Source organism: Amycolatopsis sp. CA-128772, from assembly GCF_002904295.1.
Classification (GTDB): domain Bacteria; phylum Actinomycetota; class Actinomycetes; order Mycobacteriales; family Pseudonocardiaceae; genus Amycolatopsis.
Genome location: NZ_PPHG01000014.1, coordinates 128,636 through 147,278, shown reverse-complemented (window position 1 = coordinate 147,278; position 18,643 = coordinate 128,636). Strand labels below are relative to the sequence as shown.

The 18,643-nt window shown below is 71.3% G+C and carries 24 protein-coding genes; 10 read left to right on the top strand and 14 right to left on the bottom strand.

Annotated features, from left to right (window positions below):
- Nucleotides 1–127 precede the first annotated feature (127 nt).
- Nucleotides 128–604: a Cys-tRNA(Pro) deacylase gene (gene ybaK / locus C2L59_RS06080; protein WP_103348520.1), complete on the bottom strand. Its 477-nt coding sequence runs from the start codon at nucleotides 602–604 to the stop codon at nucleotides 128–130.
- A 195-nt stretch (nucleotides 605–799) separates the two neighbouring features.
- Here ybaK and C2L59_RS06075 point away from each other — a divergent pair, with 195 nt between their 5' ends.
- Together C2L59_RS06075 and rsrA are read left to right on the top strand one after the other, a co-directional pair.
- A complete protein-coding gene (locus C2L59_RS06075; protein ID WP_103348519.1) occupies nucleotides 800–1,423 on the top strand; it encodes a sigma-70 family RNA polymerase sigma factor in 624 nt (207 codons plus the stop codon).
- Entirely contained in the window at nucleotides 1,420–1,740 is a 321-nt protein-coding gene (rsrA, locus tag C2L59_RS06070) for a mycothiol system anti-sigma-R factor (protein ID WP_103348518.1), read from the top strand. The genes C2L59_RS06075 and rsrA overlap by 4 nt, the downstream gene beginning before the upstream one ends.
- Before the next feature lie 65 nt (nucleotides 1,741–1,805).
- Here the strand turns inward: rsrA and C2L59_RS50225 are convergent, their stop codons facing one another.
- Complete coding sequence (locus tag C2L59_RS50225) at nucleotides 1,806–1,880, bottom strand: 50S ribosomal protein bL37 (protein ID WP_370444718.1); 75 nt, start codon at nucleotides 1,878–1,880, stop codon at nucleotides 1,806–1,808.
- Nucleotides 1,881–1,954: 74 nt separating this feature from the next.
- Here C2L59_RS50225 and C2L59_RS06065 point away from each other — a divergent pair, with 74 nt between their 5' ends.
- Complete coding sequence (locus tag C2L59_RS06065) at nucleotides 1,955–3,475, top strand: sensor histidine kinase (protein ID WP_103348598.1); 1,521 nt, start codon at nucleotides 1,955–1,957, stop codon at nucleotides 3,473–3,475.
- Nucleotides 3,476–3,778: 303 nt separating this feature from the next.
- Here the strand turns inward: C2L59_RS06065 and C2L59_RS06060 are convergent, their stop codons facing one another.
- Together C2L59_RS06060 and C2L59_RS06055 are read right to left on the bottom strand one after the other, a co-directional pair.
- Complete coding sequence (locus tag C2L59_RS06060) at nucleotides 3,779–4,033, bottom strand: WhiB family transcriptional regulator (RefSeq protein ID WP_043777259.1); 255 nt, start codon at nucleotides 4,031–4,033, stop codon at nucleotides 3,779–3,781.
- A 271-nt stretch (nucleotides 4,034–4,304) separates the two neighbouring features.
- Nucleotides 4,305–5,294: a diacylglycerol kinase family protein gene (locus C2L59_RS06055; RefSeq protein WP_103348597.1), complete on the bottom strand. Its 990-nt coding sequence runs from the start codon at nucleotides 5,292–5,294 to the stop codon at nucleotides 4,305–4,307.
- A gap of 326 nt (nucleotides 5,295–5,620) precedes the next feature.
- Between C2L59_RS06055 and C2L59_RS06050 the strand changes: the two genes are divergently transcribed.
- Nucleotides 5,621–6,091 (top strand): hypothetical protein, encoded by a 471-nt coding sequence (locus C2L59_RS06050; RefSeq protein ID WP_103348517.1) that lies wholly within the window; start codon nucleotides 5,621–5,623, stop codon nucleotides 6,089–6,091.
- Between the two features lie 207 nt (nucleotides 6,092–6,298).
- Here the strand turns inward: C2L59_RS06050 and C2L59_RS06045 are convergent, their stop codons facing one another.
- Nucleotides 6,299–6,781, bottom strand: a complete 483-nt coding sequence (locus C2L59_RS06045) for a GNAT family N-acetyltransferase (protein ID WP_103348516.1) — start codon at nucleotides 6,779–6,781, stop codon at nucleotides 6,299–6,301.
- A gap of 1 nt (nucleotide 6,782) precedes the next feature.
- Nucleotides 6,783–7,370, bottom strand: a complete 588-nt coding sequence (locus tag C2L59_RS06040; protein WP_103348515.1) for an acid phosphatase — start codon at nucleotides 7,368–7,370, stop codon at nucleotides 6,783–6,785.
- A gap of 82 nt (nucleotides 7,371–7,452) precedes the next feature.
- Here C2L59_RS06040 and C2L59_RS06035 point away from each other — a divergent pair, with 82 nt between their 5' ends.
- On the top strand, nucleotides 7,453–7,926 hold the full coding sequence (locus tag C2L59_RS06035) for a hotdog fold domain-containing protein (protein WP_103348514.1): 474 nt from the start codon (nucleotides 7,453–7,455) through the stop codon (nucleotides 7,924–7,926).
- On the opposite strand, the gene C2L59_RS06030 is transcribed toward C2L59_RS06035, so the two are convergent.
- The 4 genes from C2L59_RS06030 to C2L59_RS06015 form a co-directional block, all read right to left on the bottom strand.
- Nucleotides 7,923–8,579, bottom strand: a complete 657-nt coding sequence (locus C2L59_RS06030) for a hypothetical protein (RefSeq protein WP_103348596.1) — start codon at nucleotides 8,577–8,579, stop codon at nucleotides 7,923–7,925. The two genes, C2L59_RS06035 and C2L59_RS06030, sit on opposite strands and share 4 nt — an antisense overlap.
- A 70-nt stretch (nucleotides 8,580–8,649) precedes the next feature.
- On the bottom strand, nucleotides 8,650–9,084 hold the full coding sequence (locus tag C2L59_RS06025; protein WP_103348595.1) for a MarR family winged helix-turn-helix transcriptional regulator: 435 nt from the start codon (nucleotides 9,082–9,084) through the stop codon (nucleotides 8,650–8,652).
- Nucleotides 9,081–9,554 carry an SRPBCC family protein gene (locus C2L59_RS06020; RefSeq protein ID WP_233223293.1) on the bottom strand — a complete coding sequence of 158 codons (474 nt, stop codon included), beginning with the start codon at nucleotides 9,552–9,554 and terminating at the stop codon, nucleotides 9,081–9,083. Before C2L59_RS06020 ends, C2L59_RS06025 begins: the two co-directional genes overlap by 4 nt.
- Nucleotides 9,555–9,613: 59 nt before the next feature.
- Nucleotides 9,614–10,219, bottom strand: coding sequence for a dTDP-4-dehydrorhamnose 3,5-epimerase family protein (locus tag C2L59_RS06015; protein ID WP_103348513.1), 606 nt, complete (start codon nucleotides 10,217–10,219; stop codon nucleotides 9,614–9,616).
- 361 nt (nucleotides 10,220–10,580) lie between these two features.
- On the opposite strand from C2L59_RS06015, the gene C2L59_RS06010 reads away from it, so the two are divergent.
- Nucleotides 10,581–11,762: an NADP-dependent malic enzyme gene (locus C2L59_RS06010; RefSeq protein ID WP_103348512.1), complete on the top strand. Its 1,182-nt coding sequence runs from the start codon at nucleotides 10,581–10,583 to the stop codon at nucleotides 11,760–11,762.
- 27 nt (nucleotides 11,763–11,789) lie between these two features.
- Here C2L59_RS06010 and C2L59_RS06005 read toward each other — a convergent pair whose 3' ends face one another.
- On the bottom strand, nucleotides 11,790–13,199 hold the full coding sequence (locus C2L59_RS06005; protein ID WP_103348511.1) for a bis-aminopropyl spermidine synthase family protein: 1,410 nt from the start codon (nucleotides 13,197–13,199) through the stop codon (nucleotides 11,790–11,792).
- A 92-nt stretch (nucleotides 13,200–13,291) separates the two neighbouring features.
- On the opposite strand from C2L59_RS06005, the gene C2L59_RS06000 reads away from it, so the two are divergent.
- The 4 genes from C2L59_RS06000 to C2L59_RS05985 are packed head-to-tail and all read left to right on the top strand — an operon-like array spanning nucleotide 13,292 to nucleotide 16,594.
- A complete protein-coding gene (locus C2L59_RS06000) occupies nucleotides 13,292–14,377 on the top strand; it encodes an ABC transporter ATP-binding protein (protein WP_103348510.1) in 1,086 nt (361 codons plus the stop codon).
- Nucleotides 14,374–15,042 (top strand): ABC transporter permease, encoded by a 669-nt coding sequence (locus tag C2L59_RS05995; RefSeq protein WP_103348509.1) that lies wholly within the window; start codon nucleotides 14,374–14,376, stop codon nucleotides 15,040–15,042. The genes C2L59_RS06000 and C2L59_RS05995 overlap by 4 nt, the downstream gene beginning before the upstream one ends.
- Complete coding sequence (locus tag C2L59_RS05990; protein WP_103348508.1) at nucleotides 15,039–15,722, top strand: ABC transporter permease; 684 nt, start codon at nucleotides 15,039–15,041, stop codon at nucleotides 15,720–15,722. Before C2L59_RS05995 ends, C2L59_RS05990 begins: the two co-directional genes overlap by 4 nt.
- The gene (locus C2L59_RS05985; RefSeq protein ID WP_103348507.1) at nucleotides 15,719–16,594 is read left to right on the top strand and encodes an ABC transporter substrate-binding protein; all 876 of its coding nucleotides are present in this window, start codon (nucleotides 15,719–15,721) and stop codon (nucleotides 16,592–16,594) included. Before C2L59_RS05990 ends, C2L59_RS05985 begins: the two co-directional genes overlap by 4 nt.
- Here the strand turns inward: C2L59_RS05985 and C2L59_RS05980 are convergent.
- The 3 genes from C2L59_RS05980 to C2L59_RS05970 are packed head-to-tail and all read right to left on the bottom strand — an operon-like array spanning nucleotide 16,591 to nucleotide 18,587.
- Entirely contained in the window at nucleotides 16,591–17,196 is a 606-nt protein-coding gene (locus C2L59_RS05980; protein ID WP_103348506.1) for a LysE family translocator, read from the bottom strand. The two genes, C2L59_RS05985 and C2L59_RS05980, sit on opposite strands and share 4 nt — an antisense overlap.
- Nucleotides 17,197–17,248: 52 nt before the next feature.
- Nucleotides 17,249–18,208, bottom strand: coding sequence for an LLM class flavin-dependent oxidoreductase (locus C2L59_RS05975; protein WP_103348505.1), 960 nt, complete (start codon nucleotides 18,206–18,208; stop codon nucleotides 17,249–17,251).
- A 13-nt stretch (nucleotides 18,209–18,221) separates the two neighbouring features.
- Nucleotides 18,222–18,587, bottom strand: coding sequence for a GNAT family N-acetyltransferase (locus tag C2L59_RS05970; RefSeq protein WP_103348504.1), 366 nt, complete (start codon nucleotides 18,585–18,587; stop codon nucleotides 18,222–18,224).
- Between the last annotated feature and the right edge of the window lie 56 nt (nucleotides 18,588–18,643).

The window sequence follows — 18,643 nt, the reverse complement described above, 5'->3', positions numbered from 1 at the left end:
GCCGTGATCGGCCAATGGGCCCACCACCCCGAAGCCCGATTGTGGCTACGGATCGGGGTGGCGGGGGAGGTCTGGGTGAGGCCGCCGGCCAGTGTGTTCGGCCCGCTCCGGTGAGATTCGAAGCAGCTCAAGCCGCGATCGACGCCACCACCGCCCCGGTCAGCCGGATCAGGTCGCCCGGGGCCAGCTCCACCTCCAGCCCCCGTCTGCCCGCCGAGCAGAACACCGTCTCGAACCCCTCCGCCGAGGCGTCGATCACCACCGGCAGGCGGCTCCGGTGTCCCAACGGTGAAATCCCGCCCAGCACGTACCCCGTCGCCCGCTGGGCCGCCGCCGGATCCGCCATCTTCGCCTTCTTCCCGCCCGCCGCGGCCGCCAGCGCCTTCAGGTCCAGCTGGCCCGTGACCGGGACCACGCCCACCACCAGGCGGCCGTCCACCTCCGCCACCAGCGTCTTGAACACCCGCGCCCGGTCCAGGCCCAGGGCCTCCACCGCCTCCAGGCCGTACGATTCCGCGCGCGGGTCGTGGTCGTACGCGTGCAGGTCGTGTGCCACTTTCCGCTTCACCAGCAGCGCCGTTGCCGGGGTGCCCTTGCCAGCCATGGCGGAAGTCTAGGGAATGCCCCATCCGCCCGATCGGTTGTACGGGACGTGACCACAACGCTCGCCACCACACGCTCACGCAGCAGCCGCCGCCGTCCCGAGGCACCGGCGAACCGCGGCGTGCCCGGTCCCCGCGTAAACTCGGGTCCGCCGTATGCGCGCACGCGCATCGACGCCGAGCGGGAAGGGAACGGTTTGCCGAGCACGCAGAACTCAGCGCCGGAAGAAGCGACCGAGGCCGAGCGCGCCGAGCGCTTCGAGCGGGACGCGATGCCGCTGCTCGACCAGCTGTACTCGGCCGCGATGCGGATGACCCGCAATCCCGCCGATGCCGAGGACCTGGTCCAGGAGACCTACCTGAAGGCGTACGCCGCCTTCGCGTCCTTCAAGGCCGGCACGAACCTCAAGGCGTGGATGTACCGCATCCTGACCAACACCTACATCAACGGCTACCGCAAGCGGCAGCGGCAGCCCGTGCAGGCGCCCACCGAGGAGATCACCGACTGGCAGATCGCCAAGGCGGAGAACCACACCTCCAGCGGGCTGCGGTCGGCCGAGGTCGAGGCGATGGACAACCTCCCCGACACCGACGTCAAGGCCGCCCTGCAGAAGCTGCCCGAGGAGTTCCGGCTGGCCGTCTACCTGGCCGACGTCGAGGGCTTCGCGTACAAGGAGATCGCCGAGATCATGGACACGCCCATCGGCACCGTGATGTCCCGCCTGCACCGCGGCCGCGCCCAGCTGCGCGACCTGCTCGCCGACGTCGCGCGTGAGCGCGGCTTCGTCCGGGGTGCCCAGGAAGAGGTGGCGGGGCGATGAGCGACATGTGCGAAGGCGCGTCCGACAAGGTCCGCTGCGAAGAGGCGCTCGCCGACATCTACCTGCTGCTCGACCGCGAGTGCAGCCCCGAGCGGGACGCCGCCCTGCGCGCCCACATCGACGACTGCCCGCCGTGCCTCGAGGAGTACGGCATCGACGAGCACATCAAGCAGCTGCTGGCCCGCAAGTGCGGCGGCGACCACGCCCCGGCCGAGCTGAAGAGCCGGCTGCGCGCGTCGATCCGCCAGACCGTGGCCACGCGCGGCGGCGTCACCGTGGAACGCACCGAGATCACCCTCGAGCAGCGCTCCGAATAACGCGCCCGAGCACGACAAAGGCCCCCGCACGATCGTGTGGGGGCCTTTTGCGTGCCGGCGCCGGCTCAGGAGTTGGGCTTACCGCCGTGGTTCGCGGCGTTCTTCTTCCGGCTGCGACGCTTGCGGGCGCGCTTCGACATGTTCACTCCTCGTCGTCAAAGCTGGTCAACCTCTCAAGTGTGTCATGACGTCCCGTTCTGGTTGGATGGGGGACGTGTCCACGCTCGCCGAACTGCTCGCCGACAACACCGGCCTCCCCGGTGAGGCCGCGGACCACCTGCAGACCGTCGTCGCCGAGTGGCAGCTGCTGGCCGACCTGTCCTTCGCGGACTTCCTGCTCTGGGTCCCGGTGACCGAAGAACTGCAGCCCGACGGCGGCGACTTCGTCTGCGTCGCCCACGCGCGCCCGACGACGGCGCCCACCGCGCACCCCGAGGACGTCGTCGGCACGCGGTTCACCGTCGACGAGCACCCGCAGCTGGCGAAGGCCATGCGCGAAGTGCGGATCTGCCGCGAAGAGGACCCACACTGGTACCGCGACCTGCCGATGCGGCGCGAGGCCATCCCGGTCCGGTTCCACGACCAGGTGATCGCCGTGATGAGCCGCGAGACGAACCTGGCCGCGCCGCGGGTGCCTTCGCCGCTGGAAATCGCGTACCTGGGCAGCGCCGGCGACCTGTGCCAGATGATCGTCGACGGGACGTTCCCGCCGAACGGCACCAACGCGACCGACACGCACACGTCGCCGCGGGTCGGCGACGGGCTGATCCGGCTCGACTCGAGCGGCACGGTCGTGTTCGCCAGCCCGAACGGGTTGTCCGCGTACCACCGGATGGGCCACGAATCCGACCTGGTCGGGACGCGCCTGGCGCCGTTGACGCGGTCGCTGATCCGCGACCCGTTCGACGCGACGGAGGTGTCCCACCGGATCATCGAGGCGCTCGACGGGAAGCCGTCGAGCCGCACGGAGGCCGATTCGCGGCGCGGCGCCGTGGTGCTCTTCCGCGCGCTGCCGCTGCGGCCGGCGGGCCAGGCGGCGGGCGCGCTGGTGCTGGTGCGCGACGTCACCGAGGTGAAACGGCGTGACCGCGCGTTGCTGTCGAAGGACGCGACGATCCGGGAGATCCACCACCGGGTGAAGAACAACCTGCAGACGGTGGCGGCGCTGCTGCGGCTGCAGTCCCGGCGGACGACGTCGGAGGAGGCGCGGCTGGCGCTGGCGGAGTCGGTGCGCCGGGTGACGTCGATCGCGCTGGTGCACGAGGCGCTGTCGATTTCCGTGGACGAGCGCGTCGACCTCGACAAGCTGCTCGACAACGTGCTGCCGATGGTCGGCGAGGTGGCGACGGCGGAGTCGCAGGTCGGGCTGTCGCGCAAGGGCTCGTTCGGGGTGGTGGTCGCGGAGATCGCGACGCCCCTGGTGATGGTGCTGGCCGAGCTGGTGCAGAACGCGATCGAGCACGCGTTCCCGGCGGGCCGCTCGGGCAAGGTCGAGCTGATCGTGGAGCGTTCCGCCCGCTGGCTGGACGTCGTGATCCGCGACAACGGGCGCGGCCTGCCGGCGGGGTTCTCGCTGGAGCGGTCGGACGGCCTGGGGCTGCAGATCGTGCGGACGCTGGTGGAGTCGGAGCTGCGGGGCTCGCTTTCGCTGCGGAAGGTGCGGGCGGAGGCGTCGTCGCCCCGGGCGTCGGGGACGGAAGCCGCGCTGCGCATCCCGCTGTCGCGCCGGCTCTGACCGCGGGCCGTACCCGGACGGTCGGCTCGCGTACTCAGACGGACGGCTCGCGTACCTGGAGGGTCGGCTCGGGATGTTGTGGGGTGAGACGTTGAAGGCCCGGCACCAGGTGCGTGGTGCCGGGCCGTTCGACGTTTGCGGAGGGACCTGAAGTCCCGGTGAGGTTTCAGCGCACCCGTTGCCAGGTGGTTTCGCCTCACTTGTTAGGCTTGAACCGGGTAGGTATCACCCCAGACAGCGAGGGCACAGCTGTGCCCGCCGGGTGAAAATTCCTGCACGGCTCGGTGGTGCAAGCAGCAAAAATCAGGCGTTGGTACGCGTGCCGATGTGCGTACGGCGGCGCTTGAGCGCGCGTCGCTCGTCCTCGCTCATACCGCCCCACACGCCCGCGTCCTGGCCGCTGGCCAAAGCCCAGGCCAAGCAGTCGGAAGCGGAGGGGCAGCGGTGGCACACGGCCTTCGCCTGAGCAACCTGCGACAGAGCAGGACCGCTGGTTCCCACCGGGAAGAACAGCTCGGGGTCCTCGTCTCGGCAGGCCGCGTCGTGGCGCCAGTCCATGTTCGTGAGCTCCTTCATATGGCGCGGGAGGGCCGCGCCACAGTCGTCATGGCGGTCGTTTTTGGGTGCTTGTGAATGCTTTCACGAAGCACCGCTTTCGACAAGGGTTTCGTGGAGATCGGTGAGTCAGGTCACCCGGCCGAGCGACCCCTCTGACCTGCGGTTTCTCTCCGAAACAGCCCGCCGAAGGGAAGGCTGATGCGCTGAGTGGAGCTTCTCCGTCGACGAACGGCACCTGTTACTTTGCCGCAGGCGATCAGCGGTCCCGTCGTCACACGATTACCGACAGTGCATCCGGGACGCTGAAGAATTCCACTCTGGTCCGCTGGCCGACGAGGTCGCCGTCCACCTGGAAGTTTACCGGTTCAGCTGCGTCGATGCGGACCATCGGCACGTCGTCGTGACGCACGAGACGCCGGCCGCGCTGGTTGCTCTTCGTAGCCAAAGCTTGGCGTACATGCTTGAACACCGTGGGCAACCCCAGACCGTTCAACGCGAACAAACCCAATCCCGTCTCGAACGAGCAACCCGGATTGAGGTGCACCGCGCGCTGCCCCAAATAGCTCCACGGATCTGTGTTCGACACGAAAGCGGTCAACGCTTCGGCGGGTTCTTCGCCCGGCACGCGGATCGTCAGGGGCGGCCGGCCCAGCGGCGGCCGGAAGTAGGAGCGGACGGCGGCCCGCAGGTACAGGCCGGCGGTGGTCTGCTTGCCGCGGCGCTTGGCGACCCGGCCGACGACGTCGGCGTCCCAGCCGAGGCCGGCGTTGAAGGTGAACCAGTGCCCGTCGGCCAGGCCCAGCCCGACCCGGCGCGAGCGGTCGTGCTCCAGGGCGTTGAGCAGCTGGTGGGTGGCCTCGAACGAGTCCGCGGAGATGCCGAGGGCCCGCGCGAACACGTTGGCCGAGCCGCCGGGCACCACGCCCAGGGCGGGGACGTGCCCTATTTCGGCGGGGTCGCCACTCCTACGTCCTTCGGGGGTCCGGGTGGCGGAGCTCCCGGCCCGGGGCGGCGCCCCGGATGTCACTGCGTCGGCTAGAAGGCCGTTGACGACCTCGTTGACCGTGCCGTCGCCGCCATGGGCCACGACCAGGTCGATGCCGTCCCGGGCGGCCGAGCGGGCGACGGCCATCGCGTGGCCGCGGTAGTCCGTCTCGACCACGTCGAGCTTCACCTGGCTGGCCAGCGCGTGCGCCAGCACGTCCCGGCCACCGGCGGTGGTCGAGGTGGCCTGGGGGTTAACCACGAGGATTGCGCGCACCACCGCAGGGTAAGTGACTTCCGGCGGCCCGAGAACCTTCCGGCGCCCCATGGTGACGGGCGCAACCCCGGGGATCCGCACCTTCGAGACCCTGTGCCGGGCGGTCCTCCTTCACGCACACGAGTGTCCGCTCGTCGTGACAAGTGCACCCGGGCCGACCGCCCGCTCATCGACGACCCCTGGATTTTCGACGCCCGGGCGGCCCCGGGAAAACGGCCGACCGGGTGGCATACGATCGAAAGAGCTCACGCACGGTGACTCGCCCTGGTGGAGTCCACTGTGCTCGCGCAAAGCACTCCCCGAAGCCGCTCCGGAAGGCCGCCGCAGTGAAGCTCTCGCCCGCTCCCCGCGAGGTCCGGCTGGCCGGCGCCGTCACCGCGGTGCCGTCGCTCGCCCTGCTCGTGTTCGGGGTGATCGTGCTGGTGAACGGCCTGGGGACGCCGGCCCAGCCGGGCAACAACGTGTTCGTCGAGTCGGGCACGTTCATCGTGGTCGCGCTGGCTTTCCTGGCCGCGTCGGCCGGGCTGGTCCTGGGTCAGACGTGGGCGCGCTCGCCCGGCGTGGTGATCGCGCTGATCGTGATCGGGCTCGGCTGGTACCTGCTGGGCCCGTCCGGCGAGCCGCTGTGGGGCGTGCCGGTCGCGCTGTTCGGCATCGCGGCGCTGGCCCTGCTGTTCCGGCGCCCGTCCCGGGCCTGGGCGCTGGGCCTGCGCGAAGGCGAGACCGAGACGGAGGCCGCCGAACGCGGCGGCCTCGCCGGCCGCCGCGCCGAGCGCGAAGGCCCCGAAGAGGACTGAACCCGGGTTCCCGCCCTGCCCAACCCCGCAACTCGCGTGATCAGGCCCGTAACTGGCGTGATCAGGCCCGTAACTCGCGTGATCAGGCCCGTAACTCGCGTGATCAGGCCCGTAACTGGCGAGATCCGGGCTCAATCACGCGAGTTCCGGGCTCGATCACGCGAGATCCGGGCTCGATCACGCGAGTTCCGGTTCGGATCACGTGAGTTACGCCTGGGCGGCCAGGGCCTGCAGGGGTGCGTCGGTGAGGCGGTTGACGGTCCACTCGTCCATCGGGACCGCGCCGAGGGCCTTGTAGAACTCCGTGGCCGGGTTCCAGTCCAGCACCGACCACTCGAGCCGCGCGTAGCCGTTCGCGACGCACTCGGCGGCCAGCGCCGCCAGCAGCGCCTTGCCCAGCCCGGAACCGCGGTGGGCCGAGGAGACGTACAGGTCCTCCAGGTAGATCCCGTGCACGCCGCGCCAGGTGGAAAAATTCAGGAACCAGACCGCGAAGCCGGCGATCTCGCCGTCCACATCGGCCACGTGCCCGAACAGCTTCGGCGCTTCGCCGAACAGGGCCTCGTGGAGCTGGGGAACCGTCAGGTGGCACTCGTCCGGCGCGCGCTCGTACTCCGCCAGGTCGTACACCAGGCGGACAGCGGCCTCGACGTCGTCGGGCCGGATGCGGCGGATGCGGTCGTCGGGCACGTCAGTCCTCCGCGGGCAGCAGGTTGAGGTGTTCGATCTGGGGTTCGCCACGCTCGTCGCCGAGCACCGCGATGCCGGCCGCGTCCAGTCCGAAGTGGACGCCGGCGGTGGCGGGCAGGCCGAGCCAGCGCGCGACCAGGACCCGGCTGAAGTGCCCGTGGCCCACCAGGATCACGTCGCCGGCCTCGATGTCGCCACGGGCCCGGTCCAGCACGCGATCCGCGCGGGCGGAGACGTCCGCCGCGCTTTCGCCGCCGGGGCTCGGGTGGGTCCACACCGTCCAGCCCGGCACGGTTTCGCGGATCTTCGGCGTGGTGACGCCTTCGTAGTTGCCGTAGTCCCACTCGGCGAGGTCTTCGGTGACGTCGTCGACGCGCAGCCCGGCCAGCGCGGCCGTGCGCAGCGCCCGGGCGCGCGGGCTCGAGAGCACCAGCGACGGGCCGCCCACCAGGCTGCGGAGGGTGCCGCCGGCGGCGCGCGCCTGGCCTTCGCCCGCCGGCGTCAGCGGGATGTCCGTGCGGCCGGTGTGCCGCCCGTTCAGCGACCATTCGGTCTGCCCGTGCCGGAGGAGGAAGAGACGGTTCGTCACGGGCCCGAATATATCCGGCGGTTTGCGCGTCGGCTGGCCGTCTGCTTAGCTACTGAACGGTAGCTTAGTTCGAGGAGATCCCATGTCCCAGACGCCGACGTTCGCGATGTGGCACCGGCTGGCCGGGAAACCGGGCGGGAAACAGCTGTTCAGCGCCGCGATGTGCCTCCGGGTGCCGTACTTCCGCACGGTGCTGCCGTCGGTGCGCGAGTTGCGTCCGGGTCACTGCGAGGTGACCGCGCCGAAGTGGTGGGGTGTTTACAACCACATCCGCACGTTCCACGCGATCGCCGCCTGCAACCTCGCCGAGATCGCGATGGGCATGCTCGCGGAGGCCACCGTGCCCACGACGCACCGCTGGCTGCCGAAGGGCATGAACGTCCGATACGTCGCCAAGGCGGAGACGGGCCTGCGCGCGGTCGCGGCGCTGCCCGAGCTGCCGGAGTTCGGCGCCGACGGCTTCGACCTCGAAGTCCCGGTGACCATTTCGGACGCGAACGGCCGGCCGGTGGTCACCGGGACGATCACCATCTGGGTGACGCCGAAGAAGCGTTAGAGCTGCTTGTACTGCACGTACGTCGTCTGGTGGAACGTGTTCGCCCCGGACGGTGACGGCAGGCCGAGCCGCCGGTCGACGAGCGGGCCGAGCACGCCGCAGCCGTGCGTGGCGGGCAGCGCGAGATCCGGGTCCACGACACCGAAGTGCATGGTCGGCGGGGTTTTCGAGATGACCGTCGGCGGCACCGCCGGGTCGTCGTGGACGACCGTGTGCAGCACGCCGAGGGTGCAGCCCTTGCGCAGCAACGGGTGCCGCAGTGTCGCGTAGACGTCCAGTTCGCCGCGTCGCGCGTCGTTGCTCTGGAAGTCCGAGTAGCCGCCGTAGTGCAGCTGCAGCGTCGTCCCCGCCAGGCCAGGGACGGTCACCGGGGCGTGCCGCAGCGCGCCGAACACCTGCGCGTACTGGCCGTTCACCCGGCCTTCGCTGAACGTGAGCCGCATCTCGCCCAGGGCGATCTCCTGGCCGTCGATCGACAGCTTCCCCTGCGAGACAAAGGCTTCACAGCGCCAGGTGCCCGGATCGGCGTTCGACGGCGGTGCCGGGCAATCGGTGAAGTCGAAGGCCGGGACTTCGTCGGCGGACGCGGTTCCGGGCGTCAACGCCAGCGCGGCCATGGCGGCCGCGGCCGCCCCCAGTGCGAGAAGTTTCATGGCGGTGAGCCTGCTCGGCTCGCGCATTCCGGACATCCGGGATCGCCCCCAGGGGAGGCCCGGGATTTCCTCACGGGCCGAGCCGGGCCAATGCGTCGACGAAACCGTCGCCGGCGGACGCGAAGAATTCCGCGTCCGCCGCTTCGACGTCTTTCAGCGCCTTCGCGACCAGTTCCAGGCCGGCCGGGGTGACTTCCAGACGCTTCGCGCGGGCGTCGGCCGGGTCGTCGGTGCGCGCGAGCAGGCCGCGATCGGCGAGCTTGCGGACGACCTGGCTGGTCATCATCGTGTCGGTGCCGGCCTGGTCGGCGAGCTGCCGCTGGGTGGGTGGCTCGCCCGCGCGGGTGAGCCACCACGTCGTCGTCAGCAGCACGAACTGGACGTGCGTGAGGTCGTGCGGGGCCAGTGCGGCCCGCATCGCCCGTTGCCAGGCCAGGGTCACGCGCCACAGCAGGAAGCCGGGGCTGCGCTCGGGGCCGGGCAGGCGGGACTCCGGGGCGGTCATACCCGGGCTCCTGCCCTTCGGGGGTTCCGGGTCGCGGAGCCCCCGGCCCGGGGCGAAGCCCCGGATGTCACCGCCTCAGCGAGCTTCGCCAGCGCGCGCATGGCGTCCGGGGTGTCTTCGGTCACCTGCGGGCCGAAGCCTTCCGGACCGTCGATGGTGACGCGGTAGGTGATCCGCGTGCCGCCGTCGATGTCGGTCAGGACGTGCTCGAACCGCAGGTGCGCGTCCGGCAGCACGGTCTCGTCGGTGAAGCTCCGGCCCTCGGTGACCTCGGTGAGGGTGAACGGGATCGGCGGCATGCCGTCCATGGTCATCGTGCCGCCGGTCCCGACGGCGAAGGGGCCGTCGATGACGACCGACCGGACACCCGCGTCCCACTCCGGCCAGCGGGTGGTGTCGGCCCAGAGCGGCCAGATCGCGGCGGCGGGGGCGGCGGAGGTCTCGCTGTGCTCGTACTCGTAAAGTGCCATGCGAGCAGACTATATGCACGCTTACTAAACGCGCAAGCGGCCTTCCGGCCGGGCGGTGCTCAGTGGGCCGAGCGCAGCTTGTCGTAGTAGGCGACGCAGTCCGCGTACACCGGGAGGAGGCCGCGGTCGACGGCCTCGGCCAGGGTCGGCGCGTTGCGGTCCTTGTCGGACAGGACCGGCTCGATGTCCGTGGGCCACGGCAGGTCCAGGGTCGGGTCGAGCGGCGTGATGCCGTGCTCGCCGGCCGGGTTGTACGGCTCCGAGCAGAAGTACGACATCACGGTGTCGTCTTCGAGGGCGACGAATCCGTGCCCGAGCCCCTCCGCGAGGTACATCGCGCGGAATTCGCGGGCGTCGAGGACGACGGTGTCCCATTCGCCGAAGGTCGGCGACCCGACGCGGAGGTCGACGACGACGTCGAGCAGCGAACCGCGCGGGCAGTAGATGTACTTGGCCTGGCCGGGCGGGGTGTCGGCGAAGTGGATGCCGCGGATCGTGCCGCGCCGGGACACGCTGTGGTTCGCCTGGCCGAGCCGCAGCGGGTGGCCGGCCGCCGCGCGGAAGACGTCGTCTTGGAACGGGGCGACGAACAGGCCCCGGTCGTCGGGGAACGCCCGGGGGGAGAACTCGTAGGCGTCCGGGACGCGCAGCCGGCGGAATTGCATGGCGTCACCTTATCGGGCGCGCTACAAAACCGGACGGACGTCTTGGGAATTGCCGGGAAAAGCGCGCCGGTGTGACATGAACCGCACCGAGGGGTCACCCGCGGCACGGGACCTGTCACAATGACGGGACCGCCGCGTCCGCGGCCATCGCCAGACCCACGGCACCGATGGCCGACGTGACGCCTCGCCGACAGGCCGGCGCTACCGCGCTGGGCTGCCGTGCCGGGAATCCCCCACGGTTTCCCCCCTGCGGACCGTGGTCCCAGCTCGCATGCCCAGGAGAATTCCAGTGACCCACGTCCGAACCGCGAGTTCCGTCATTCCCACTGGACGAATGACGGAAACGACGACAGGAAACCCCATGACCGACCCCACCGGCACTGTCGCGCCGGTCACCGACGAAGAGATCTTCACCGGGCACGAGGGTGGCAAGCTCTCGGTGGCGGCCACCCGCCCCATTTCCAGCCCGCGTGACCTTTCGATCGCGTACACCCCCGGGGTGGCGAAAGTGAGCCGCGCGATCGCCGAGGACGCGGCGAAGGCCAAGCGCTACACGTGGGCGGACCGGCTGGTCGTCGTGGTCAGCGACGGGACGGCGGTGCTCGGCCTCGGCGACATCGGCGCGAGCGCGTCGCTGCCGGTGATGGAGGGCAAGTCGGTGCTCTTCAAGACCTTCGGCGGGCTGGACTCGATCCCGCTGGTGCTGGACACGACCGACGTGGACGAGATCGTCGAGACGCTGGTCCGGCTGCGGCCGTCGTTCGGGGCCGTCAACCTCGAGGACGTCTCCGCCCCGCGGTGCTTCGAGCTGGAGGACAAGCTCAAGGCGGCGCTGGACTGCCCGGTCATGCACGACGACCAGCACGGCACGGCGATCGTGACGCTGGCCGCGTTGCGCGGGGCGAACCTGGTGCTCGACCGGGCGATCGCCGACCAGCGCGTGGTCGTTTCCGGCGCCGGCGCGGCGGGCGTGGCCTGCGCGAAGATTCTGCAGGAAGCGGGCATCGGGGACGTCACGGTGCTCGACTCCCGCGGCATCATCCACGCCGGCCGCGACGGCCTGAACCCGGTCAAGGAGCGCCTGGCCGCGTCGACGAACAAGGCGGGTCTCCAGGGCGGCCTGGCGGAGGCGCTGGAAGGCGCGGACGTGTTCCTCGGCCTGTCGGGCGCGACGATCGACGAGTCGCTGCTGGGCCGGATGGCGGGCGGCGGCATCGTGTTCGCACTGTCCAACCCGGACCCGGAGGTGCACCCGGAGGCGGCGGCGCGGTACGCGTCGATCGTGGCCACCGGCCGGAGCGACTTCCCGAACCAGATCAACAACGTGCTGGCGTTCCCGGGCGTCTTCCGCGGCGCGCTCGACTCGGGCGCGCGGGCGATCACGGAGAACATGAAGCTGGCGGCGGCCGAGGCGATCGTCTCGGTGGCGATGGACGACCTGGGCCCGGACCGGATCGTCCCGTCCCCGCTCGACCCGCGGGTGGCCCCGGAGGTCGCGGCCGCGGTCGCGAAGGCGGCCGAAGCCGACGGCGTCACAGCTTGACCCCACTCCAGCACCAAAGTGCCGGGGTCAGGCCAGGAGGTCGGGCAGGCGGTGGCGGGGGACGTCGACCAGGCGGAGGTCGACCAGGTCCTCGGGGACGTCGAGGGAGACGTTCGCCAAGCGGGCGTGGGCGCGGGTCAGGATCTCGTCCTGGTGCTCCACCGCGTCCGCGACCACCACCGCGTGCCGGTTGTCCGGGGTGCTTCGCAGGTAGCGCAGGGTGTACTTGCCCCGGATGAGGTCCGCGAGGGCCGTCTGCGACCGCTCGTCCGCGAGGTCCGGGTGGGCGTTGGGCAGCAGGAGGGCCAGGCGCCGGGCGTTCGTGCCCAGCAGCGTCCGCAGCAGCCACGGGCCCGGGTCGCCCGAAAGGTCCATCGCGATCGCGTCGCCTTCGGGCCCGGAAATCGACCAGTCGACCGGCCGCGACTCCAGCGCCAGGCCGCCGGCCACCGCGATCTCCCTGAGCTTCTCCAGCAACGCCGGTTTCGTCCCGGCCGCCTCCACCGACTGCGGTCCGTGCGTGTAGATCGCTTTGCCGCCGCGCATCTTCTTGGCCTTCGCCGTCGGCTGGCAGACGTACAGGTCCGCCGCGCTGCCGATCGCCTGCGCCCCGAAGTACCGGTTGAAGCCCGGCAGGATCGCCTCGAACGTCAGCCCCAGCGTGGCCAGCGACCGCTGCACCTGCGCGCCCAGCGCCGGGTGGCGCGGGCTGTAGCCGTAGGCCAGCAGCAGCCGTCCTTCGCTCGGCTCCCGCAGCGCCTGCACCCCGCGCGCCGCGAACAGCCCCATCCCTTCGGGCGTGTACGGCGGATCGCTGAACACCAGGTCGAAGCCGCCCAAAAGGGACGGCGGCAGGCCGACGCGCAGGTCCGCGTGCGCGGTCCGGATCTCGCGGCCGCCGCGGTCGTCGAGGTAGGCCAGGACGCGCTCGTCCAGGTCGGCGACGGTGAGCGACGCCGCCGGGCAGACCGCCCGCACCGCCAGCGACGTCAGGTCGTGGTCGCCGAGGAACAGCACCCGTGCCGAGGCGAGGTCGTACTGCGCGTCGAGCCAGAGCGCGCGGCGCAGCACGGTCTCCGGCGTCGCCTGCACGTGGTCGAGCGCGGCCAGCGGCGACGGCACCTCGGCCACCCACTCGGCGACCTTCGGCAGCAGCTCGTGCCCCGCGACGGCTTCGTCCAGCGGGTCGGCGAAGCGCGGCGCGGTGTACTGCAGGTACGACGCCGCGACGCCGGGGGCGATCCGCAGGCGGTCGCCGCTGCGGTCCAGGTCGTCGCCGAGGGCGGTGAGGACGGCCTCCACGCTGCGCCGCGGCGCCGTCGACAGCCGGACCAGCTCGCCGAGGTCGTGGTCGCCGGTGCGCAGCAGGTCGAGGACGCGGTACAGCGGGCGGACGCCGACGCCGTGCGCGGCGAGGACGTCGTCGAGAGCCTTCACGGATTCAGAGCGTAGTCACCACCTGCCGGAACAGCGTGCCAACCACCGCCGACTCGGCTACGGTCGAACCGACCGGGACGTGGGGAGTGGCAGTGACCATCGAATTCCGCGACGTGACCAAGCAGTATCCGGACGGGACGGTCGCCGTCGACAAGCTGAACCTGACGGTCGAAGACGGCACGATCACCGTGTTCGTCGGCCCGTCCGGCTGCGGCAAGACGACGTCGCTGCGGATGATCAACCGGATGGTCGAGCCGACCGGCGGGCAGGTGCTGCTGGACGGCAAGGACGTCGCCGAGGGCGACCCGGCGCTGCTGCGCCGCGGCATCGGCTACGTCATCCAGCACGCCGGGCTCTTTCCACATCGGACGGTGCTGGACAACATCGCCACCGTGCCGCTGCTTTCCGGCTGGGACAAGGCGAAGGCGCGCAAGCGGGCCGCCGAGCTGCTGGAGATCATCGGCCTGCCGGTCGAGCTCGGCAAGCGGTACCCGGCGCAGCTTTCGGGCGGTCAGCAGCAGCGTGTCGGCGTCGCCCGCGCGCTCGCCGCGGACTCGCCGGTGCTGCTGATGGACGAGCCGTTCTCCGCGGTCGACCCGGTGGTGCGCGAGGGCCTGCAGGACGAGCTCCTGCGGCTGCAGTCGCAGCTGGGCAAGACGATCGTGTTCGTCACGCACGACATCGACGAGGCCGTCCGGCTCGGCGACAAGGTCGCGGTGATGCGCGTCGGCGGCAAGCTCGCCCAGTACGGCACGCCCGCCGACGTCCTGCGCCACCCGGTGGACGACTTCGTCGCGTCGTTCGTCGGCCGGGACCGCGGCTACCGCGGCCTGTCCTTCCTCTCCGCCGAAGGCGTCGAGGTCAAGGAGCTGGAGCTGGTCGAGGTCGGCACCACCGTCCCGGCGAGCGACGGCTGGCGGCTCGCCGTCAACGCCGACAAGCACCCCCGCGGCTGGCTGCCCCCAGGCTCCACTGTGGATGGTCCGCTGGACGAAGACGACCTGGTGGCCGGCGGTTCGCTCTGGATCCGGGGCACGCCGATCCGGGGCGCATTGGACGCGGCGCTGTCGTCGCCCGCCAGTCTCGGCGTCGTGGTCGACGAGGAACACCGCGTGCTCGGCGCCGTGGTCGCGCGGCAGGTACTGGACGTGATCGAGGCGACCCCGCAGGCGTCATGAGCTTCTTCGACGAGCTCGGGCGCTACCTCGGCAGCGCCAACAACCGCGCCCAGCTCCTCGGCGACCTGGGCGACCACGTGTACCTGGCCCTGCTCCCGCTGGTGCTCGGCGTCGTGCTGGCGATCGCGGCCGGCTGGCTCGGCCACCGCTGGCCGCCCGCCCGGCAGGTGCTGATGGTGCTGGCGAACCTGCTCTACACGATCCCGTCGCTGGCGCTGTTCGTCGTCATCCCCGGCCTGATCGGGTCGAAGATCCTCGACAGCGTCAACGTCGTCGTCGCGCTGACCGTCTACACGACGGCGCTGCTGGTCCGCCCGGTGCTGGACGCGCTCGACGCGGTGCCGCCGCCGGTGGTCGCCGCCGCCACCGCCGTCGGGTACAAGCCGGTGCGCCGGTTCTTCGCCGTCGAGCTGCCGCTGTCGGTGCCGGTGCTGGCGGCCGGCGTGCGGGTCGCGTCGGTCAGCAACATCAGCCTGGTCAGCGTGGGCGCGCTGATCGGCACCGGCGGGCTCGGCGTGTTGTTCACCGACGGCTTCCAGCGCGAGTACTTCTCGCCGATCGTGGTCGGTATCGTGCTGACGCTGCTGCTGGCGCTGGTCGTCGACCTCGTCCTGGTGGGGATCCGGAACCTCCTGACGCCGTGGGAACGGGTGACTGCCGCATGATCACCGATCTGCTGCACTGGTTCGGCGACCCGGCGCACTGGTCCGGCCCGGACGGCATCCCGCAGCGGCTGCTGGAGCACCTCGGCTACACCGCGCTGTCGCTGGTGATCGCGCTGGTCATCGCCGTCCCCTTGGGACTGTTCGTCGGCCACACGGGCCGCGGCGGCGTCGCGCTGGTGAGCGCGGGCAACGCGATCCGCGCCCTGCCGACGCTGGGCCTGGTCACGTTCCTGTTCCTGCTCTTCACCGAGAGCGTCACCTCGACGATCATCGGGCTCGTCGTGCTGGCCGTGCCGCCGATCCTGGCCGGCACGTACGCCGGGCTGCAGGCGACCGACCACGGCGTGGTCGACGCCGCCGAAGGGGTCGGGATGACCGGCTGGCAGCGGCTGTGGAAGGTCGAGGTGCCGATCTCCCTGCCGCTCGTGCTCGGCGGCATCCGCAACGCCGTGCTGCAGCTCGTGGCGACCGCCGCGGTCGCCGCCTACGTCGGACTTGGTGGCCTTGGCCGGTTCCTGCTCGACGGACTGGCCATTTTGGACTACGCCGAGGTGATCGCGGGCGCGTTGCTGACGACGGTGCTGGCCATCGTCCTCGACCTGCTGTTCGCGGTGCTGAACCGCGCTCTGGTGCCCCGGGGCGTCCGGCTCGCGGCGGCCGTGAAGAAGGTGGCAGCGTGAAGCGGCTGGTTTCCCTGGTGGCCGTCCTGTTCCTGGCCGCCGGCTGCGGCAACCCGCTGGCGGGCGGCGGCGAGGGCGGCGCGTCCGGGGACATCATCATCGGGGCGTCCGACGTCGGGGAAAGCCTGCTGCTGGCCCAGATCTACGCCGGCGCGCTGCGGCAGGCGGGTGCTTCCAACGTGACCGTGCGGCCGCCGGTGGGCAGCCGCGAGGTCGTCGTCAAGGCCCTGCAGGACAAGTCGCTGTCGGTCGTGCCCGACTACAGCGGGAACCTGTTGCGATACTTCGACAAGAACACCACGGCGACGACGTCGCAGGACGTCTACGCGCAGCTGCGGCGGCAGCTCCCGCCCGGGTTCGAGGTGCTGGACCAGGCGCCGGCCGAGGACAAGGACCTGCTGGTGGTCGGGCCGCAACTGGCTTCCTCGGGCATCAAGACGTTCTCCGACCTGGGAAAGCGCTGCGGCGAGCTGGTGTTCGGCGGTCCGGGCCAGTGGAGCAGCCGCTGGAAGGACAAGATCAAGACGCTGTACGGCTGCGAGTTCAAGGAAATCCGCACGACGGACACGGGCGGCCCGGTGACGGTGGCGGCGCTGAAGTCCGGTGACGTGCAGGTGGCGGACCTGTTCAGCACGTCGTCGACGATCGCCGCGAACGGGTTCGTGCCCCTGGTCGACGACAAGAACATGTTCCCGGCGCAGAACATCGTGCCGCTGGTGGCGCGGGGCACGCTGTCCCCGGCCGAGGTGGCCGCGCTGAACCGCGTCTCGGCGGCGCTGACGACCGAACAGCTCACGCGGCTCAACGTCGAGTTCAGCGAGGAAAAGCGGAACCCGCTCGACATCGCCGAGGAGTTCCTCGCGCGGAACTAGCGCTCGACGGCCAGCCGGACGCCGAGGCCGATGAAGATGCCGCCGGTGGTGACCTCGATCCGCCGCTGGTTCTTCTTCCGCCGGACCCACCCGCCGACGCGGCCGGCGAGGACGCCGACGGCGCCGTCGACCAGGAACTCGAACACGATCATGATCGCGCCCAGGACGGCGAACTGCAGCCAGACGTGGCCGCGTGCCGGGTCGACGAACTGCGGGAGGAACGCGATGGTGAAGGTGACCATCTTCGGGTTGAGCAGGTTGGTGAGCAGGCCGCTGAGGTAAGCGCGGTCGCTTTTGCGTTCGACGAGCGGTTTGCGCTTCCGGATGGCCTGGACGCCGAGGTAGATGAGGTAGGCGGCCCCGACGAGCCGCACGACGGTGAAGGCGACCGGCACGGCGGCGAAGAGCGCGGCGAGCCCGGCCGCGGCGACGGCGACGTGGATCGCCTCGCTGGTGGCGACCCCGGCGGTGGCGAGCAGCCCCGCCTTCGGGCCGCCGCGCATGCCGCAGCCGAGGATGAAGAGCATGTCCGGCCCCGGCGTGACCATCGCGACCGCGGTGGTCACCAGGAAGGCCAGGAGGAGGTGCTGGTCGACCGGCATGACCCGATCCTGGCACGCCGGCCGCCGCGCACGAACCCCTTTTTCGGCCGCCTTAGCCGCGCACGGCGGCGGCGACGCGGGCCGCGTCTTCTATGCCCCGCTCCGGCGGCTCCTCCGGCAGCGGCAGCAGCACCACCGAGCCGCTGCCGGCTTCGTGGAGGGAGCGGACCGCGGCCGCGCAGGTGTCCAGGTCGCCGCAGATGGCCAGCCGATCGATCCACTCCGGACGCAGGCCGGCCGCCAGCTCGTCCATTGTGGACGTCGAATCCATCAGGTCCAGCAGTTCCGCGGCGAACGGCAGGCCCTCCACCTGCACGCGCGAGCCCGGGTTCAGGGACTCCGCGACGGTCGTGCGCGCCCGCTCGCGGTCGCCGAGGGCCAGCCAGTTGTACGTCACCACGGTGTGCGGGCCCTTCGCCGCGATGCCGGCCAGCGCCGTCCGGACGAACTCGGGCGGGGACGGCTCGGCCAGGACGGTCCCGTCCGCCGAGGCACCCGCCACGGCCAGGGACTTCGGCCGGCGGACCCCGGCCAGCACCGGCGGCACCGTCTTCGGCGGGAACACCAGCTCGACCTCGTCCAGCTCGACGTGCCGGCCGCGCATCGTGACCCGCTCGCCCGCCAGGAGCCGGCGGACGGCCACCAGCGTTTCGTCCAGGGCCGCCAGCGGGGACCCCGGGTACGCGCCGATCTGGCGCATCCACGACGCCACGCCGTGCCCGAGTCCGCCGATCAGGCGGCCCGGGTGCAGCTCGGCGAGGGCCGCCAGCTCCATCGCCGCGATTGCCGGGTTGCGCGCCACCGCGGGCAGGACACCGATGCCGACCTTGATCGTCGACGTCACCGCCAGCGCGGTCGCGACGGTGGCGATGCCCGCGGCCCAGAAGCAGTCTTCGACCAGCCAAAGCTCGTCGAGGCCGGCGTCTTCGGCCTGCCGCGCGAGGTCGCGCAGCTTGGCCGGCGGTTGTTCGCGGTTGATCCGGACACCCACGGAAGAGGTCGGTGCGTACACGCGCGGCTCCTGTTCAGATCCGGGAGAACGCGGGCGCGTACTCGAACGCGCCCGCTTGGGTGGCTTCGTACGCGGCCAGCGTCCGCGCCTGGAAGTTCGCGCTCCACCGCGGTTCGGGGGCGGTGATCGACAGGTCCGACGCCGTGCCGAAGTAGGCGGGGTGGCCGAGTAGGACGACCAGGCCGTAACCGAGGGCGTCCGCCGCGCCGATGACGGCGTGCATGAGGGCGGACCCGACCCCGCGGGCCTGATGCGCGGGCAGCACACCGAGCGGACCGAGCCCGACGGCGGCCGCCGGGTCGTCACCGAGGCGGGCGCGGCTGCAGCAGACGTGCCCGACGACGGCCCGGTCGGCGGGCGTCTCCCGGCGGATCAGCATGATCGCCACCTTGCCCCGAACCGGCGGCCGAGGGCAATCGGGTTTGGGCTGCGCCC

Coding starts and splice junctions, on each gene's coding strand:
- ybaK (WP_103348520.1), bottom strand. CDS start 604: ATGGCTGGCAAGGGCACCCCGGCAACGGCGCTGCTGGTGAAGCGGAAA.
- rsrA (WP_103348518.1), top strand. CDS start 1,420: ATGAGCGACATGTGCGAAGGCGCGTCCGACAAGGTCCGCTGCGAAGAG.
- C2L59_RS06060 (WP_043777259.1), bottom strand. CDS start 4,033: ATGGACTGGCGCCACGACGCGGCCTGCCGAGACGAGGACCCCGAGCTG.
- C2L59_RS06035 (WP_103348514.1), top strand. CDS start 7,453: ATGTCCCAGACGCCGACGTTCGCGATGTGGCACCGGCTGGCCGGGAAA.
- C2L59_RS06030 (WP_103348596.1), bottom strand. CDS start 8,579: ATGAAACTTCTCGCACTGGGGGCGGCCGCGGCCGCCATGGCCGCGCTG.
- C2L59_RS06025 (WP_103348595.1), bottom strand. CDS start 9,084: ATGACCGCCCCGGAGTCCCGCCTGCCCGGCCCCGAGCGCAGCCCCGGC.
- C2L59_RS06020 (WP_233223293.1), bottom strand. CDS start 9,554: ATGGCACTTTACGAGTACGAGCACAGCGAGACCTCCGCCGCCCCCGCC.
- C2L59_RS06015 (WP_103348513.1), bottom strand. CDS start 10,219: ATGCAATTCCGCCGGCTGCGCGTCCCGGACGCCTACGAGTTCTCCCCC.
- C2L59_RS06010 (WP_103348512.1), top strand. CDS start 10,581: ATGACCGACCCCACCGGCACTGTCGCGCCGGTCACCGACGAAGAGATC.
- C2L59_RS05995 (WP_103348509.1), top strand. CDS start 14,374: ATGAGCTTCTTCGACGAGCTCGGGCGCTACCTCGGCAGCGCCAACAAC.
- C2L59_RS05990 (WP_103348508.1), top strand. CDS start 15,039: ATGATCACCGATCTGCTGCACTGGTTCGGCGACCCGGCGCACTGGTCC.
- C2L59_RS05980 (WP_103348506.1), bottom strand. CDS start 17,196: ATGCCGGTCGACCAGCACCTCCTCCTGGCCTTCCTGGTGACCACCGCG.
- C2L59_RS05970 (WP_103348504.1), bottom strand. CDS start 18,587: ATGCTGATCCGCCGGGAGACGCCCGCCGACCGGGCCGTCGTCGGGCAC.